13 protein-coding genes are annotated in these 16,103 nt (G+C 64.5%); 8 read left to right on the top strand and 5 right to left on the bottom strand.

Features of this window, described 5'->3' with window-relative positions; translation table 11 throughout:
- Positions 1-111 precede the first annotated feature (111 nt).
- The 4 genes from ABQE44_RS10395 to pe are packed head-to-tail and all read left to right on the top strand — an operon-like array spanning position 112 to position 7,542.
- Entirely contained in the window at positions 112-1,533 is a 1,422-nt protein-coding gene (locus ABQE44_RS10395) for a condensation domain-containing protein (protein WP_448429589.1), read from the top strand.
- A 39-nt stretch (positions 1,534-1,572) separates the two neighbouring features.
- Positions 1,573-4,569: an MMPL/RND family transporter gene (locus tag ABQE44_RS10390; RefSeq protein ID WP_448429546.1), complete on the top strand. Its 2,997-nt coding sequence runs from the start codon at positions 1,573-1,575 to the stop codon at positions 4,567-4,569.
- A gap of 11 nt (positions 4,570-4,580) precedes the next feature.
- Complete coding sequence (locus ABQE44_RS10385; protein WP_448429544.1) at positions 4,581-6,371, top strand: AMP-binding protein; 1,791 nt, start codon at positions 4,581-4,583, stop codon at positions 6,369-6,371.
- 37 nt (positions 6,372-6,408) lie between these two features.
- Positions 6,409-7,542, top strand: a complete 1,134-nt coding sequence (gene pe / locus ABQE44_RS10380) for an acyltransferase PE (RefSeq protein ID WP_448392624.1) — start codon at positions 6,409-6,411, stop codon at positions 7,540-7,542.
- Here pe and ABQE44_RS10375 read toward each other — a convergent pair.
- Positions 7,537-8,214, bottom strand: a complete 678-nt coding sequence (locus tag ABQE44_RS10375; protein ID WP_448392623.1) for a GAP family protein — start codon at positions 8,212-8,214, stop codon at positions 7,537-7,539. The genes pe and ABQE44_RS10375 overlap by 6 nt on opposite strands.
- Positions 8,215-8,290: 76 nt before the next feature.
- Between ABQE44_RS10375 and ABQE44_RS10370 the strand changes: the two genes are divergently transcribed.
- On the top strand, positions 8,291-8,776 hold the full coding sequence (locus ABQE44_RS10370) for a flavin reductase family protein (protein WP_448392622.1): 486 nt from the start codon (positions 8,291-8,293) through the stop codon (positions 8,774-8,776).
- 20 nt (positions 8,777-8,796) lie between these two features.
- Here the strand turns inward: ABQE44_RS10370 and ABQE44_RS10365 are convergent, their stop codons facing one another.
- Complete coding sequence (locus ABQE44_RS10365) at positions 8,797-8,958, bottom strand: hypothetical protein (protein ID WP_448392621.1); 162 nt, start codon at positions 8,956-8,958, stop codon at positions 8,797-8,799.
- A 474-nt stretch (positions 8,959-9,432) separates the two neighbouring features.
- On the opposite strand from ABQE44_RS10365, the gene ABQE44_RS10360 reads away from it, so the two are divergent.
- The gene (locus ABQE44_RS10360) at positions 9,433-9,594 is read left to right on the top strand and encodes a hypothetical protein (protein WP_448392620.1); all 162 of its coding nucleotides are present in this window, start codon (positions 9,433-9,435) and stop codon (positions 9,592-9,594) included.
- A 42-nt stretch (positions 9,595-9,636) separates the two neighbouring features.
- Here ABQE44_RS10360 and ABQE44_RS10355 read toward each other — a convergent pair whose 3' ends face one another.
- Genes ABQE44_RS10355 through ABQE44_RS10345 form a run of 3 tightly spaced genes read right to left on the bottom strand, consistent with a single transcriptional unit; the run spans position 9,637 to position 12,957 of the window.
- On the bottom strand, positions 9,637-10,782 hold the full coding sequence (locus ABQE44_RS10355; RefSeq protein WP_448392619.1) for an acyl-CoA dehydrogenase family protein: 1,146 nt from the start codon (positions 10,780-10,782) through the stop codon (positions 9,637-9,639).
- Between the two features lie 34 nt (positions 10,783-10,816).
- Entirely contained in the window at positions 10,817-11,815 is a 999-nt protein-coding gene (locus ABQE44_RS10350; RefSeq protein ID WP_448429542.1) for an acyl-CoA dehydrogenase family protein, read from the bottom strand.
- Complete coding sequence (locus ABQE44_RS10345) at positions 11,812-12,957, bottom strand: acyl-CoA dehydrogenase family protein (RefSeq protein WP_448392617.1); 1,146 nt, start codon at positions 12,955-12,957, stop codon at positions 11,812-11,814. Before ABQE44_RS10345 ends, ABQE44_RS10350 begins: the two co-directional genes overlap by 4 nt.
- Positions 12,958-13,337: 380 nt before the next feature.
- Between ABQE44_RS10345 and ABQE44_RS10340 the strand changes: the two genes are divergently transcribed.
- Positions 13,338-14,810: an aldehyde dehydrogenase family protein gene (locus ABQE44_RS10340; RefSeq protein WP_448392616.1), complete on the top strand. Its 1,473-nt coding sequence runs from the start codon at positions 13,338-13,340 to the stop codon at positions 14,808-14,810.
- Positions 14,811-14,880: 70 nt separating this feature from the next.
- Complete coding sequence (locus ABQE44_RS10335) at positions 14,881-16,062, top strand: CaiB/BaiF CoA transferase family protein (protein WP_448392615.1); 1,182 nt, start codon at positions 14,881-14,883, stop codon at positions 16,060-16,062.
- The last annotated feature ends 41 nt before the right edge of the window (positions 16,063-16,103 follow it).

Here is a 16,103-nt window from a genome sequence, read left to right as displayed (position 1 = left end):
GCTAACGACTGGGATTCGGACGGTGCGGCGGGCCTGCAGACGTATGTTGGTGCGGCAACGACTCGATGCCGGATCGGCAATCGGCAGAAGCAGTATGGATTGGGGGCCGGGTTGCAAATCGGCAAAATCACGATCGGCGCACTCGACGATTGGACGTTGAAGCCCGGTCATCTCACGTCTTGGCATCCGACCCCTGCGGCCGCCGAGAAAGCGCTGCGCGCTCCGGTCAGTTCGACACCCGTCAGCTACATGCAGGGCCAGCATCTGCGCAACTACTACGAGCGCACCGCTGCGGGGTTGAGTTTCTCGCGGCAGATGATCACTAGCTGCGAGGTGAACGGGCAATGTGACATTTCGGCAATGGATCAGGCCGTCAATGCCTACCTGCGTCGGCACGACACCTTCCGCAGCTGGTTCGAACGCACCGGTGACGGTGAGTTCATCCGGCACGCCATCGAGAATCCAGCCGACATCGAATTCGTGCCAATCCAGCACGGCGCGATGACCGTCGACGAAATTCGCGCGCATGTGGTGGACATTCCGAGCCCGTTGGAATGGGGCTGCTTCACTTTCGGGGTCATCCAGAACGAAGACCACTTCACCTTTTTCGCGGCCATGGACCATGTCCATGGAGACGCCACCTTGATCGGCACCACAATGCTTGAAGCCAACGGCATGTATTCGGCGTACAGCGGCAGCGGTGAGGCGCTCGCACTACCCGACGCCGGTAGTTATGCCGAATTCTGCATCCGCGAGCGCGAGCGCACTTCGCCGTTGACCGTGGATTCGTCTGATGTAAAGGCATGGATTGATTTCGCAGACAGCAATGGCGGTGGATTTCCCGAATTCCCGTTGCCGCTAGGTGATCCGACGGAGTCGACCAGCAGCGATATCACCACCGAAATCCTGATGAACCCGGCCCAGACCGAACGCTTCGAAGCGGCGTGTTCGACGTCCGGTGCGCGCTTTGTCGGCGGTCTATTCGCCTGTCTGGCCCAAGTCGAGCACGAACTGACCGGTGCGCTGACGTATTACGGGCTCACCCCTCGCGATTCCCGCTCCGCCGCGGACAATTTCATGACGCAAGGGTGGTTCACCGGATTGATTCCGATCACCGTGCCGATAGGCGCGGCCACATTCGGTGATGCCGCCTGGCTCGCACAAGATTCCTTCGACGCGAACCTGAATATGGCCAAGGTGCCCTACTACCGCGTTCTGGAGTTGGCGCCGTGGCTGAGTTGGCCGCAGCCCAATTTCCCCGTGTCGAATTTCTTTCATGCCGGTGCCGCTCCGCTCAACGCGGTGCTGGCCGCCGCCGACATGGGCATCGCAGACAATATCGGGGTCTATTCGGATGACCGGTACTCATATCAGCTCACCATTTATCTCTTCCGATACGGCGAGGGCACGGTCATGGCGATCATGCATCCCGCCAATCCGGTCGCCGAAAAGTCGGTTGCGCGTTATATGGCGACAATGAGGTCGGTGTGCGGGCTGGTCGCCGACCGCGGTAACTGGGGGCGTGTCGCATAGCGTGGATCGACTCGGTGGCCGTGCGGTGGTGAGGGCGTCATGCGGCGGTTAGCAGACGTAGTGGTGCGGTGGCCCTGGGCGGTGATCGGCGTCTGGGTCGCCATGGCGATCGCCCTGCCGCTTGCGCTGCCGTCGCTCGGCGAGATGGCGCAGAAACATCCGCTCAGCATCTTGCCCAGCGATGCACCGTCGAGCATCACCGCGACGAAGATGGCGGAGGCTTTCCCGGAGCCGGGTTCGGACAACCTTCTGGTCGTCGCGTTCATCAACGAAACCGGTCTCACGCCCGCCGACGAAGCCATCTATCGCAACGTGGTGGACGTGGTGCGCGACAACACCTCCGACGTGGTTTCCGTGCAGGATTTCGTCAGCACACCGCAGCTGCGGCCATTTCTGACCAGCGACGACAAAACGACCTGGGTGCTGCCGGTCGGCCTCGCGGGGGAGCTGGGTACGCCGCGGGCCTATGACGCGTTCAACCGCGTGGCCGACGTCATCAGGCACGAGATCCTCGACGGTCCGCTGGCTGTGCACCTCACCGGGCCCGCCGCCACCGTCGCGGACCTCACCGTCGCTGGTGAGAAGGATCGCCTGCCGATAGAGATCGCCATCGCCGTCATGGTTCTCGGCGTGTTGCTGCTGGTGTATCGCAACGTGGTGACGATGCTGCTGCCGCTGGTGACGATCGGGTCGTCGCTGCTGATCGCCCAGTCGGTGGTGGCCGGGTTGTCGGAGCTGACCGGCGCGGGCGTCTCCAACCAGTCGATCGTGTTCCTCAGCGCGATCATGGCCGGAGCCGGAACGGACTACGCGGTGTTTCTGATCAGCCGCTACCACGACTATCTGCGATCAGGCGACGATTACGATCGCGCGGTCAAGGCCGCGATGATCTCGATCGGCAAGGTGATCGCGGCATCCGCGGCCACCGTCGGACTGACCTTTCTGCTCCTGAACTTCGCGCAGATGGGCGTGTTCAAGACCGTCGGCGCGTCGGCGTCCATCGGGATCGGCGTCGCCTTCCTCGCCGCGGTGACCCTGCTTCCCGCGATCATGGTGTTGGCCGGACCGCGCGGCTGGATTCAGCCGCGGCGCGAGCTGACCGCGCGGTTCTGGCGGCGTTCGGGCATCCGGATCGTGCGCAGACCGGTGACGCATCTGGTCACCAGCCTGATCGTGTTGGCCCTGCTGGGTGGGATCGCGGTGATCGCGCGCTACAACTACGACGACCGCAAGGTCGTCCCGGCGTCGGCGCCGAGTTCGGTCGGGTACGCCGCGCTGGAACGCCACTTCCCGGTCAGCCAGTCCGTTCCCGAATACGTGCTGATCCAGTCCCCGCACGATCTGCGCAACCCGCGGGCGCTGGCGGATCTGGAACAGCTGGCGTCACGCATCGCACAACTGCCCGGCGTCGGTTTGGTCAGCGGCATCACCCGGCCCCTCGGCGAAGTGCCTGCCGAGTTCCGGGCCACCTACCAGGCCGGCCTCGTCGGCGATCGGCTGGCCGACGGCTCCGACCGGATCAGTGATCACGCCGGGGATTTCAACCGGCTGACCGACGGCGCCAGCACGCTGGCCGACAGCCTCGCCGACGTACGGGGTCAGATCAACGCGGTCGCGCCCAGCATCCGGGACCTGGTGACGACGTTTTCTGCGATGCGGACCGAATACGGCGGAGACAGGCTGGTTCGCGACGTCGAGATCGCGGCCAAGCTGGTCGCCAGCGTCAACGCACTCGGCAACTCGATGGGCTTCAACTTCAGCGCCGTCAAGGATATGTTCGCCTGGATCGGCCCGGTCTTGGCCGCGCTGCAGGGCAATGCCATCTGCGACGCCAACCCGTCCTGCCGGGACACCCGGATGCATTTTCAGCGCCTCGTCGCCGCGCGGGAAGACGGAAGCCTCGCTGAGATCAACGATCTCGCCCACCAGCTCCAGGATGTCGACGACCGAAAAACCCTCAACGAGGCGGTGGCCAAGCTCAACGCGGCCATGGCCAACGTGGCCAAGGCGGTCGACGCGATGGGGCTGGACCAGCCCGGCGGCCCCGAAGCCGGGTTGACCGAGCTACAGCAGGGCGCCAACCGACTGGCCGACGGAAGCCGCGAAGTCGCGGGCGGCGTCGACCAACTCGTCGAGCAGGTCAAGGTGATCGCCGCCGGGCTCAATGAGGCGTCGACGTTCCTGCTCACGCTGAGATCCAACGCCGCCGACCCGGCGCAGGCGGGCTTCAACATTCCGGTCGAGGTGCTGAACCTGCCGAACTTCAAGGACGCCGCCAAGGCCTACATCTCACCTGATGGCCGCTCGGTGCAGTACCTGATCCAAACCGAACTCAACCCCTACAGCCCCGAGGCGATGGACCAGGTCAACGAGATCTACGACGTCGCGCGGGGCGCCCAACCCAACACCATGCTGGCCGACGCCACGATCTCCATGGGCGGGTTTCCCGTTGCGCTGCGCGACACCCGCGACTACTACCAGCAGGACATCCGGTTCATCATCGCCGCGACCATCATCGTCGTGCTGTTGACGTTGATGGTGCTGCTGCGCGCGATCATCGCGCCGCTGTACCTCGTCGGCTCCGTCGTGGTCTCCTACTTCGCGGCGGTCGGCCTCGGGGTGCTGGCGTTCCAGGTGGTCCTCGGCCAGGACCTGCATTGGAGCGTGCCGCCGTTGGCATTCGTGGTGCTGGTGGCCGTCGGCGCGGATTACAACATGCTGTTCGTGTCGCGGCTACGTGACGAATCACCGCACAGCGTGCGCTACGGCGTCATCCGGACGCTGGGCTCGACCGGTGGTGTGATCACCGCGGCGGGGCTGATCTTCGCCGCCTCGATGTCGGGTCTGCTGTTCTCGAGCATCGGCATCGTGGTGCAGGGAGGTTTCGTGATCGGGGTGGGAATCCTGTTGGATACCTTCGTGGTCCGCACCATCACGGTCCCAGCCATCGCCACCCTGGTCGGGCGCGCGAACTGGTGGCCGTCGCGCATCGGGCCGCGCCGGGCCGAGCGTCTGCAACCGAGCCCGACGAGCTGATCGGACATAGCGTGACAACAACAACGTCTGAGTCGTCGATCCTGTCGATGCTGCACGGGCGCGCCAGCCTGCGCCCCGACGAGGTGGCGTTCACGTTCATCGACTACCGCCGCGACCCGACGGGCCGCGCCGAGAGCCTGACATGGTCACAGCTGGCCCGTCGAACGATGAACCTGGCCCGCGAGATCGCGCGGCACGGGTCGGTCGGGGACCGGGCGGTGATCCTCGCCCCGCAGAGCCTGGAGTATGTGCTGGCCTTCCTGGGCGCCATGCAGGCCGGGCGGGTGGCGGTGCCGCTGCCGCTACCGCATCCCGGTGCCGGCCACGAACGGGTGAGCGCGGTCCTCGCCGATACCGAGCCCACGGTGGTCCTCACGACCGCGGACGCCGCCACCGGAGTCGACGAGCTCGTCGCCGCGGGCACAGCGCCGACGCCGACGATCGTCGTGGTCGACGCGCTGAACCTGGACATTCTGGAGAACGGGACCGAGACCGACGCCGAGCCTGGCTTCGCGCCGGCGCAGTGGCCGAGCATCGCCTACCTGCAGTACAGCTCGGGATCGACCAGGACACCGGCGGGAGTCATGCTCTCGCATCGCAACCTGACGGTGAACTTCGAGCAGCTGATGCGCGGGCTGTTCGCCGAATCCCCGCTGCCGCAGGACGCCACGCTGGTGTCGTGGCTGCCGTTCTACCACGACATGGGGCTGGTGCTCGGCGTCTGCGCGCCGATCCTGTGCGGCCGTCGCGCCCACCTGATGAGCCCGGAGGCGTTCCTGGAACGGCCGGCCCGGTGGGTGCGCGCGCTGGCCGAGAACACCCCCGCGTTCTCGTCGGCGCCGAACTTCGCGTTCGACCTGGCCGCCCGCAAGACCACCGACGACGACCTGGACGGGCTCGACCTGGGCGGCGTGGTGGGCATCGCCAGCGGCGCCGAACGTGTCGAGCCCGCCACATTGCATCGCTTCGTGGACCGGTTCGCGCACTTCAACTTTCGCGACCACATGATGCGTCCCGCATACGGTTTGGCCGAAGCGACGGTGTTCGGGGCAGCGGGCACCTGGAGCGAATCCGCACCGGCGGTGCACTTCGACACCACAGAACTGGGCGCGGGCCGGGTCCGGCCCTGCGCCGGTAACGGCACGGCGCTGGTCAGGTATCGGGTGCCGCACGGTCCCACGCTGCGGATCGTCGACACCGAGACCCACCGCGAATGCGGACCCGGCCAGGTCGGCGAGATCTGGTTGCACGGGGAGAACGTCTCGGAAGGATACTGGCGCAAACCGCCCGAGGAGCAAAGCTGCTTCGGCGCAACGCTCGTCGAACCATCAGCCGGGACGCCGGATGGGCCCTGGTTGCGCACCGGCGACCTCGGCTTCATCCACGACGGCGAGCTGTTCATTGTCGGGCGCATCAAAGACCTGCTGATCGTGCGCGGCCGCAACCACTATCCCGAGGACATCGAGGCGACCGTGCACGAACTCACCCGCGGCCGGGTCGCGGCGATCGCGGTGCCGGTGAACGGGACCGAGACGCTGGTGACCGTCATCGAGCTCAAGAAGCCGCCAGATCCCGACGGCGACGCGATGCGGTGGTACAGCGCGGTGAAAAGCGATGTCACCTCCGCGATCTCCAACGTGCACGGCCTGAGCGTCGAGGATCTCGTGCTGGTGGCGCCCGGCTCGATCCCCACGACGACGAGCGGCAAGATCCGGCGCGCCGCGTGCGTCGAGCAATATCAGCAGGGCGGATTTCCCCGGCTCGACACCGCAAACGGGGTCCGCGTGGATGCGGCGGAGTAGGGTGTACGCGAGTGGCGCGGGGAGGGCTACGACAGGCATGAAGCGACGGCTGGCATTCGGCACTGCGCTGGTAACTCTGTGTGCCACAAGCTGTTTCGGTCTTGGGGTCGCATCCGCCGACGAACCGCCGGACCCGGTCCCCTCCGATGGCCAGCCGGCGCTGGGCACCCCGGGCCGCGGCTATGCGCTGGGCGGTGCCCACGTCTCGGGTATCCCCTACGACGAATACATCATGCGCACCGGCGCCGACTGGTTCCCCGGACTGGACCGGTCGATCGTCGACTATCCCGCGGGGCAGGTACAGGGCCACACCCTGGAACGCTTCTTTCCCGGCATCGGCGCATTCGGTGAGCGCATCATGCCCGGCCTCGGCCTCGACGGCCCGAGCGTCGGTGAGTCGGTCGACGTCGGCACCCCCAATGTGATCAACGCGGTCCGCGACGGCGGCCAAGGCACGGTGATCGGCCTGTCCGAAGGCGCGATGGTGCTCAACGACGTGCAGGCGAAGCTCGCCTACGACCCGGCCGCGCCGCCACCGGATCAACTGAGTTTTGCGATGTACGGGGACCCGGTGGCCCGGCACGCGTTCGGGGAGAGCTTTTTGACCCAGGTGTTCCCGGTCGGCAGCGTCGTGCCGTCGCTGGACTACCGCGTGCCGGCGCCGGTGGAAAGCCAGTACGACACCTATCAGTTCGTCTCCGCCTACGACAGCATCGCCGACTGGCCGGACCGGCCCGACAACTGGATCTCGGTCGCCAACGCGATCGTCGGTCTGGCCACCGGGCACACTGCGGTCGCGTTCACCGACCCGAGCATGGTGCCGCCGCAGAACATCCGCACGACCATCAACTCCAGGGGCGCCAAGACGACGACGTTCATGATCCCCGAGGAGCACCTTCCGCTGGTGATGCCCTTCAAGTACCTCGGGGTGCCCCAGGAGACGCTGATCAAGCTCGACGCTGTGCTGAAGCCCTACGTGGACGCCGGCTATTCGCGCCACGACAATCCGTTGACGGCGCCCATCACCGTGGACCCGGTCAACGGCTATGACCCCGCCGAGATCACCGCCCCCGCCACGCAGGCGGCCTTCGGCGGTGGCGCGGATCCGGTGTCGCAGCTGCTGTCCGGGCTGCAGTACGTGCTGAACAATCAGCCCCAGCCCGGCTCATAGACCGGCCCAGCCCACGCCGAGCAGCACGCACCCCACCACGGCCAACAGCAACGCCACCCCGCGTCGGCCCTGCGCGCGCAGCCAGCCGTGCAGTGCCGCCAGCGTCGCGCGGGTGCGGTCCGGGGCCACCAGATAAAACAGCAGCGGAATCTGAACGAGCGCGAACGCCACCACGTTGAACACCAGCAGCGCGCCGAGTTGCACCGCCGTCGCGGCGCCGGAGGCCGCGATCAGCGCCAGCGCCGCCAGGTAGTCGACGGACGGCAGCGCGGTGCCGAGACCCACGACCCCGGCCGTCCAGAGCGAACCACCGCTGAGCAGTTGCCGGGCGCGGCCCGCAATCGTGGTGAACACCCGGCCTGCGACACCCACCGGCCCGTCAGGGCCGCGCTTGGAGCCAAACACGCCGGTGGCCACCACCGCGGCGTAGACCAGGACCACCGCACCGACCGCGATCTGCACCCGCGGCAGGGTGAAGTGGGTGGACCCCAACGCGGGCCGCAACAGAAACAACACGAGCACGCCCACCGTCAGGCCCATCGCGTAACCACCGGTGAGAAAGGCGACCAGTTGCAGCAGCGGTCGGGGCCGGTTGAGCATGAGCACCGTCATACCGATCCGGAACGGCTCGAGGCTGACGGCAATGGCCATCGCCAGGAGCGGTATCCACATGACGAGCGTCAGGCTACCCGGCGGCCACCGCCCGGGCGTGGCCTGCCAGCAGGTCACATGTGAAGATGGTCAAAGTATGAGTGCAACCAACTTGAACCCCACGTCGCTTCGCGAGGCGTTCGGACACTTTCCGTCGGGGGTCATCGCGATCGCCGCCGAGGTGGACGGCACCCGGGTGGGCCTCGCTGCGAGCACCTTCGTCCCGGTCTCTCTGGAGCCGCCGCTGGTTTCGTTCTGCGTCCAGAACACCTCGGAGACGTGGCCCAAGCTCAAAGACCTGCCAGCACTTGGTATCAGCGTGCTGGGCGAGGCGCATGACGACGCGGCGCGCACGCTGGCGGCCAAGACCGGGGACCGGTTCGCCGGGCTGCGGACGGTGTCGCGGGAGTCAGGCGCGGTGTTCATCGACGGGACCGCTGTCTGGTTGGAGAGTTCGATCGAGCAACTGGTCCCTGCGGGTGATCACACCATCGTGATTCTGCGGGTCAGCGACATCATCGTGCGCGCTGACGTGGCCCCGATCGTGTTTCACCGCAGCACGTTTCGTCGGCTCGGTACGTAGCTGTACCCAGCCTCAAGCGGTCAGGGCCGCGTGGCGAGTTCCTCGCGGTAGGACTGAATGCGCTGCTCGATCTCCTCGGCGTCGGCGATGCGGCCCTCCTTGCGGGCCAGCCTGGCTCGGCTGCTGAGTTCGCGGATGGCCGTGCGGATTTCGGTAATGCTGTGACGCTCGCGTAAGGGCATAGCGCTGCCTTTCGTCGTTGATTGGCCGCTGTGCCTAGAGGCTACCCCCGATCCTGCCGTTCTCAACCCCCGGCGAAGATCCTGCGAGGAGGTAATATATCCCGGATGCATACACGTTGGGCTCGACAGATGCCGGGCTCAGGCGGGGAACTGGGACTGGTGTCGTGGAGTACGAGGCTGTCGACAAGTCCGTTGCTGTCGTTCGGATCAACCGGCCGGAGTATCGCAATGCGCAGAACAGGGCGATGACGTGCACGCTCGACGGATCCACACGTTGGTTCATAGCCGGCTTCCTTAGGCAAGTCCCTGATGAGCGAAGGGTGTGGTCTGAAGTTGACAGCAGGGACGCGGCTCCGCAGCGCGGTGGACGAAACTCAGGTCGTGGTCATCCGGGCGCCAGACAGTCCGATCGAGCTCACTTGCAGTGGCCACTCATTGCTGCCCTTGGGAGCTGAGCCCGAACCAGGACTGCCGATGGTGGTCGGACACGACGGCGGAACGGATCTCGGTAAGCGTTACCTGCACGCGGACTCCCGTCTCGAGTTGCTGTGTACCAACGCGGGCGCAGCTGCCCTCTTCGTCAACGACAACGCAATGCCGGTCAAGACCGCCAAGCCATTGCCCGCATCGGACTAGTACTTAGTGCGGTGACGGCGGTTGTGCACCGCGCGAATATCATCAGAGGCCCATTGACTTCGCGATGATGGTTTTCATGATTTCGCTTGAGCCGCCGTAGATCCGGCTTACTCTAGCGTCTGCGTACATCTTCGCGATCGGATACTCGAGCATGTATCCGTATCCACCGAACAATTGCAGGCAACTGTCCACCGCGCGTGCCTGCACTTCTGAGCAGAACAGCTTCACTCGGGCTGCATCGGCTACCGACAGTTCCTTCGCATCGAGTTCAGCGACCGCACGCTGGAGCAGCGAGTCTGCGGCCTCGATCTCAGCCGACACCCCCGCCAGCACGAACTTCGTGTTCTGAAACTTCGAGAGTCGACGACCAAACACTTCGCGCTGGCTGACATACGCGACCGTGTCGGCCAGTGCGGTCTTGGCCATTGCCACCGAACCCGCGGCCACGCTGATGCGTTCCTGCGCGAGATTGCTTGTCAGGTACTCGAACGCCCGACCTTCTTCACCCAACATGTCGTCACAGCTGACAGCCACGTCAGTGAAACTCAACTCTGCTGTATCCGCGTAGTGCATTCCGAGCTTGTCCAGATTGCGGGCTTTGGTGTAGCCGGGCGTGCCGTCCTGCACGACGAATAGCGAAAGGCCCTTACGGCGATCCTGGTGCTGCGAAGTGCGCGCGACAACGATCACCAGACCGGCGTTGATCCCTCCGGTGATGAACGTCTTCGCGCCGTTGATGACGAAGCAATCTCCATCGCGCCGAGCCGAGGTCGCGATACCACCGAGGTCCGAACCCGTTTCCGGTTCGGACATCGCGATGGACGCCATATTCTCGCCGGTTCCCAGGCTGCGCAACCACCGGTGCTTCTGGTCCGCCGTGGCGTAGCTGAGGAAGTACGGAATGACGACGTCGATATGGACCCGCACCGGCGATAGCGACAGATGCGCACCAATCAACTCTTCGGCCACCACAAGGTTGTAAGTAAAGCTGGCCTGACCGGCCCCTCCGTATGCTTCGGGAATCTGCAGACTGAGAATGCCGAGTTCTCCAGCCTTGCGGTAGAACTCGACATCCACCCGGTGCTGTTCCTCCCACTTTGCAACATTCGGTACTGCCTCCCGCTGGATGAATGCGCGAACAGCGGCGCGAAACTGGTCGTGGTCTGGGCCGTAGAGCGAATTGCGCATGATGGTGATCCGATCTGTAAGGGGTGTCGAGCGTTCAGTTGCAAGCGTCAAGTAGGGCGGAGGCCACGACGCTTTCGTGTGCGGCTGCGACTCCCCACGCGGTACTCAACGCCCACACTCGCTTCATCCACAGGTGCAGGTCGTGCTCCCAGGTGTAACCGATGGCGCCATGGCATTGCAGCGCCGTCTTCGCCGCCAAATTCGCTGCACGAGTTGCATAGATTTTCGCGAAACTGATCGCAAGGTCCGGATCAGCGGCATTGGCGGCCAGTACCCATCCGGCGCGGTAGACGACCGGCCGTGCATGTTCGAGGCTGACGAGTGCGGCCGCGAGTAGATGTTTGACCGACTGTTGGGAACCGACAGGGATCCCGAATTGCTTTCGCACTCTGACATATTCGCTAGTCATCGTGATTAAGCGGTCGGCCAGACCGAGGAGCTGAGCGGCCGCTGCCACGGTGGCCCGGCGCCCGCCCAATACGGCGTCGGATCCCGGTAGTTGTCGCGGCCGCACCGGCGTGACGATCGCCGATGTGACCGAAAGATCGACTGACGGCGTCGCCATGGTGATGTTGAGGTCTGCCCTCGCCGTCACTTCAAGTCCACCGCGGCCGGGGTGGACGAGCAGATCCGCCGTGGTGATCCAGCGCACCCGGTCGGAAGTCTGCTCCTGGACGGCGACCACCAGTTCACCGGTCACGGCGGCAACCGCTTCCGGTGCTGCGGCTGCCGCCAGTGCGGGCACCGCTGCCGCGATGTGCTCACCGAGCGGCCCTGGAACGGCGAATCTTCCGCATTCCTCCAGCAACAGAACGAGTTCGACCTCGGACGCTTCCATCCCACCGGCCTCAGCGGGGGCAAGTAGTCCGAGCAGACCCACTGCGCCAAGTTGTTTCCACAACTGGGGAACAGGACTCGACGATTCCGACCATGCGGCGCGCACCACTGCGGGTGGGCATGTCTCGACTAGAAGGTCACGAAGACCGCTACGTAGCTGGATCTGGTCGGTGGTGAATGCGAAGTACACAGTCATAGCCTCGGCATGCCCAGCAGTCGCTCAGCAACTATGTTGCGTTGAATCTCGTTGGTACCTGCGTAGATCGGGCCGGACAGAGCGAACTCGAATCCCTTGATCCAGTGGTCATCGAGGTCAGCGTCAATGCCTTGCAAGGCCAATGCAGCCTGGTGAAGTTCGATATCCAACTCAGACCAGAACAGTTTGCTCAGGCTGGCCTCGGCACCCAGCGGAACATCATCGAGCAGCCGGGTAACTACCCAATCCGTAGCCAACTTGTAGGCCTGAGCGCCCATCCAAGCGTTCGCAACGGCGCCTCGATACCGCGAATCGGCACGCACCGTCTCCGGTGAAGCGTAGAACTGCTCGATCAACCTCTCGGCAGTCGCCAGAAATCGGCCGGGGCTGCGCAGCGCAAGACTGCGCTCTGATCCCGTCGTCGCCATCGCGACCCGCCAACCGTTGCCGACTCCGCCCAGCACATCGCGGTCAGCGACAAAGACGCCGTCGAAATAGACATCAGCGAACCCTTCCGTTCCGTCAAACTTGGCGACTGGTTTGACAGTCACGCCCGGTTGGTCGAGGTTGATCAGGAAGTAGGTGAGGCCGCGGTGGCGTTCGGCCATTTCGCCGGTACGAAAAATGCCGAACATGTGCGTGCTGACTGCTGCGCGCGTGGTCCAGCACTTCTGCCCGTGTAGACGCCAACCGCTGGAATTACCGTCACGTACGGCCCGCGACCGCAGGGAGGCCAAGTCACTGCCCGACTCGGGTTCTGACCAGCCCTGGCACCAGATGTCTGTGGCCGACGCGATTCGTCGGAGGAACCGCTCTTGTTGGTCTTCGGTACCGAATTCCAATAGCGATGGCGCAAGCAGGAAGATACCGTTCTGCGCGACGCGTTGCGGTAGACCGGCTCGGTAGTACTCCTCCTCGAAAATCAACCAGTGCCACAGGTCCAGGTCGCGACCCCCGAATCGTTGTGGCCAGCTGACGACAGCCAAGCCGGCGTCGAAAAGCCGCCTTTCCCAGTCAAGATGCAGGGGCGCTCCATCGAGGGTGTCACCCGACGGCATCGGTAAGGCCGGCTTGTTGTCAGTCAGCCAGTCGCGTACCTCTGCGCGAAACGCATCATGGCCGGCGCTCGGCGTGAGATCCATTCCTTCTCCCGTATTTCGCAACGGACGTGCCACCGCTGGCAGCTATGAATCCAGGATTCGCAACCCTAGGTTTCTGAGCTCCGTCGTGTCAAACACGAGGTATTGACGGACTTCCACCACCACCGGGAAGAGGCTTGAGGCCGGGCGCGGTCCGTACGCTTCGTGACGGCCCCGTACCGCAGGTTGCGTTACGAGCCCCTAGGCCGAAAGCTTTTCAACCCTTGTTTTGAATCGGAGTAACGTGCCGAACGAGGCCGCAGGATGCTTGACGCACCGGACAAGCTCTGCGTTGACTTCTCACGCCGCGACCTATAGATTCCTCGTGAATCCTGGATACAGAATCGCGGCGGTCACGCCCGCCGGTGGTATAGGAGGCAAGTGTGGCCGAGGAGTTTGTTCCCCAGCTTCTGATCGACGGGCGTCTGGTGGCGGCTCGCTCTGGCAAGACCTTCGCGAACATCGACCCGTACTTCGAAACCGAGATCGGACAGACCCCCGACGCGGGCATCGAAGATGTGGACGCAGCGGCCACCGCGGCGCACCAGGCGTTCGCAAACACCTCCTGGTCCAAGGACCACGCATTCCGGGCTCGCTGCATCGGTCAGCTTCGAGAGGCGATGCAGCGTCATATCGAGGAGTTGCGCGAGCTTCTCGTCGCCGAGGTCGGCTGCCCCATTTTCATGACCAAGCAATTTCAGCTCGACGATCCGATCGACGAACTTACTGACTGGATGGAGCTGGCCGAAAATTACACATTCGAGCGGAACCTTCCGCCACACCCGGCGATGGTGTCGCCGAATGAGCGGCTGCTGATCAAGGAGCCTTGGGGCGTCACGGCTCTGATCACGCCGTACAACTATCCCATCCAACAGCTCTGTTACAAGGTCGGACCGGCCCTGGCGTCGGGCAATACCGTCGTTGTCAAGCCGTCTCCGCTCACTCCGTGGACCGCCAACTTCGTCGGCAAGTTGGTTGCCGAGGAGACCGACATCCCACCCGGCGTCTTCAACGTCATCACCAGTTCGGACACCGAGGTCAGCGAGGCGCTGGTGGCGCATCCCTGCGTCGAGATGATCAGCTTCACCGGTTCCACGGCGGTCGGAAAGCGGATCATGGCCACCGCGGCGGAACGGGTGAAGAAGGTCGCGTTGGAACTCGGTGGAAAGTCGGCGACCATCGCGCTCGACGACGCCGACGTTGAGGCCGTGGTTCGATTCAATGTCCCACGTATGTCCCGACATTCGGGACAAGGATGCACAAACCTGACTCGCCTGCTGCTCCCCAGGGTGAAATACGAGATGGCTCTCGAGCTGGCCGCGGAGGTTGCATCGCAGGTGATTTGGGGCAATCCCCGCAACTTTGATACGCACATGGGACCGCAGATCAGCCGAACGAATCAGCAGCGCGTGTTGCAGCACATCGAGAAAGCCCGCGCCGAGGGCGGCCGCATCGTCGCCGGCGGCGGGATACCGGAGGCCGCTGAGACCGGCTACTTCGTTGAGGCCACGGTGATCGCCGACGTCGACCCGAACTCGACGATCGCTCAGGAGGAGACATTCGGGCCGGTCCTCGCGGTGATTCCGTACGACACGGAGGAAGAAGCCGTGGCGATTGCGAACAATTCGCTGTTCGGCCTGTCCGGCGCGGTTTACGCGGCGACCGATGAGCGTGCGCTGGCCGTCGCCAAGCAGGTCCGCACCGGCACAATGGATGTCAATGGAGCGACCTGGTTCGCCCGCGACACCCCGTTTGGCGGAATGAAGCAGAGCGGGTTGGGCCGCGAGTGGGGCCTGGCCGGCTTTGAAGAGTTCCTTGACACTCGGGTCATCGGCTATCCGACCCCAAAGGCATGATGGTGCAACGTCATTTACGGACTGCTCCGGCGATCGGCACATACCGATGAAGGTGTTCGAGGGTGTCCGTGTGGTCGAACTGGCCTCGTACCTGTTTGTTCCGGCGGCCGGAGCCATTCTGGCGGACTGGGGCGCGGATGTGGTCAAGATCGAGCATCCCGAGCGACCCGATCCCCAGCGCAACTTCGTGATCGCGGATATGAGCGTCGGCGATGCCCCGTTCGATGCGCTCATGCAGCAGACTAACCGCGGTAAGCGAAGCCTCGGTCTCGACGTCAGTACGGCGGATGGCTACCGGCTGCTCACCAAGCTGGTGGCCACGGCCGATGTGTTCCTGACCAACTTGCTACCGGCCAGCCGAAGGCGACTCCGATTGGAGGTCGATGACGTTCGAGCGATGAACTCGGGCATCGTCTACGTCAGGGGGAGTGGTTACGGCCCGTTGGGTGAGGATCGCAACATGCCCGGCTTCGACGGGACGACTTTTTGGGCCCGCGGCGGGGCGGCGGACAACCTGACCCCGGCGGGGGCTGCGGAGCCGACGCCTATGCCGCCGGCGCTCGGTGACCTACCCGGCTCCACCTCCATCGCCGGCGCCATCGCGGCCGGCCTGTTCCATCGGGTACGCACGGGTGAGCCGCCGGTGGTTGATGTTTCGCTGCTCGGCGTCGCGGTCTGGGGTAACTCACCGGCCATTATCGCATCCGCTCAGCGTGGTGAACCGATCCGCAAGACACCTCGTGAGGAAAACCTGAATCCGGCGTCGTTGGCGTATCGCACCCGTGACGGCCGGTTCATCAAACTGTCGCTGTTTCAGTCGGATCGCTATTTCGGGCGGCTCTGCGAATGCCTCGGCGTGGCAGAAATCGCGGCCGACGCGCGGTTCGCCGACTCGGCGTCGCGGGCGGCCAACGGTAAAGAATGCATTGCGGCCTTGGATGAGGCTTTTGCCCGGTTCGATCTTGCTGAAGTCACGGAGCGGCTGGCCGACCTCGGCGGACCGTGGTCCGTCGTGCAAACCACGTATGAGGTGAGCCAGGACCCGCAGGTTCTAGCGAACCGCTACTTGGCGGACCTGGATGTGAACGGCCAGAGAATCACCGTTGCCGCATCGCCTTGGCAGTTCGGCGAAACACGCTACCCGCTGTGGCCCGCACCCAGCCATGGCGCCGATACCGACGACATACTGCTCGAACTCGGACTCGACCATGACGAGATAATCGAACACAAGGTGTCGGGAACCGTCCTGTGACGTCGGCCTCAGCAATGGGCTCAGATGTTTCGGACAGGCGT

Source organism: Mycolicibacterium sp. XJ2546 (genome assembly GCF_053483195.1).
The sequence above is the reverse complement of the archived record's forward strand: the minus strand, read 5'-3'. Positions and strand labels throughout refer to the sequence as shown.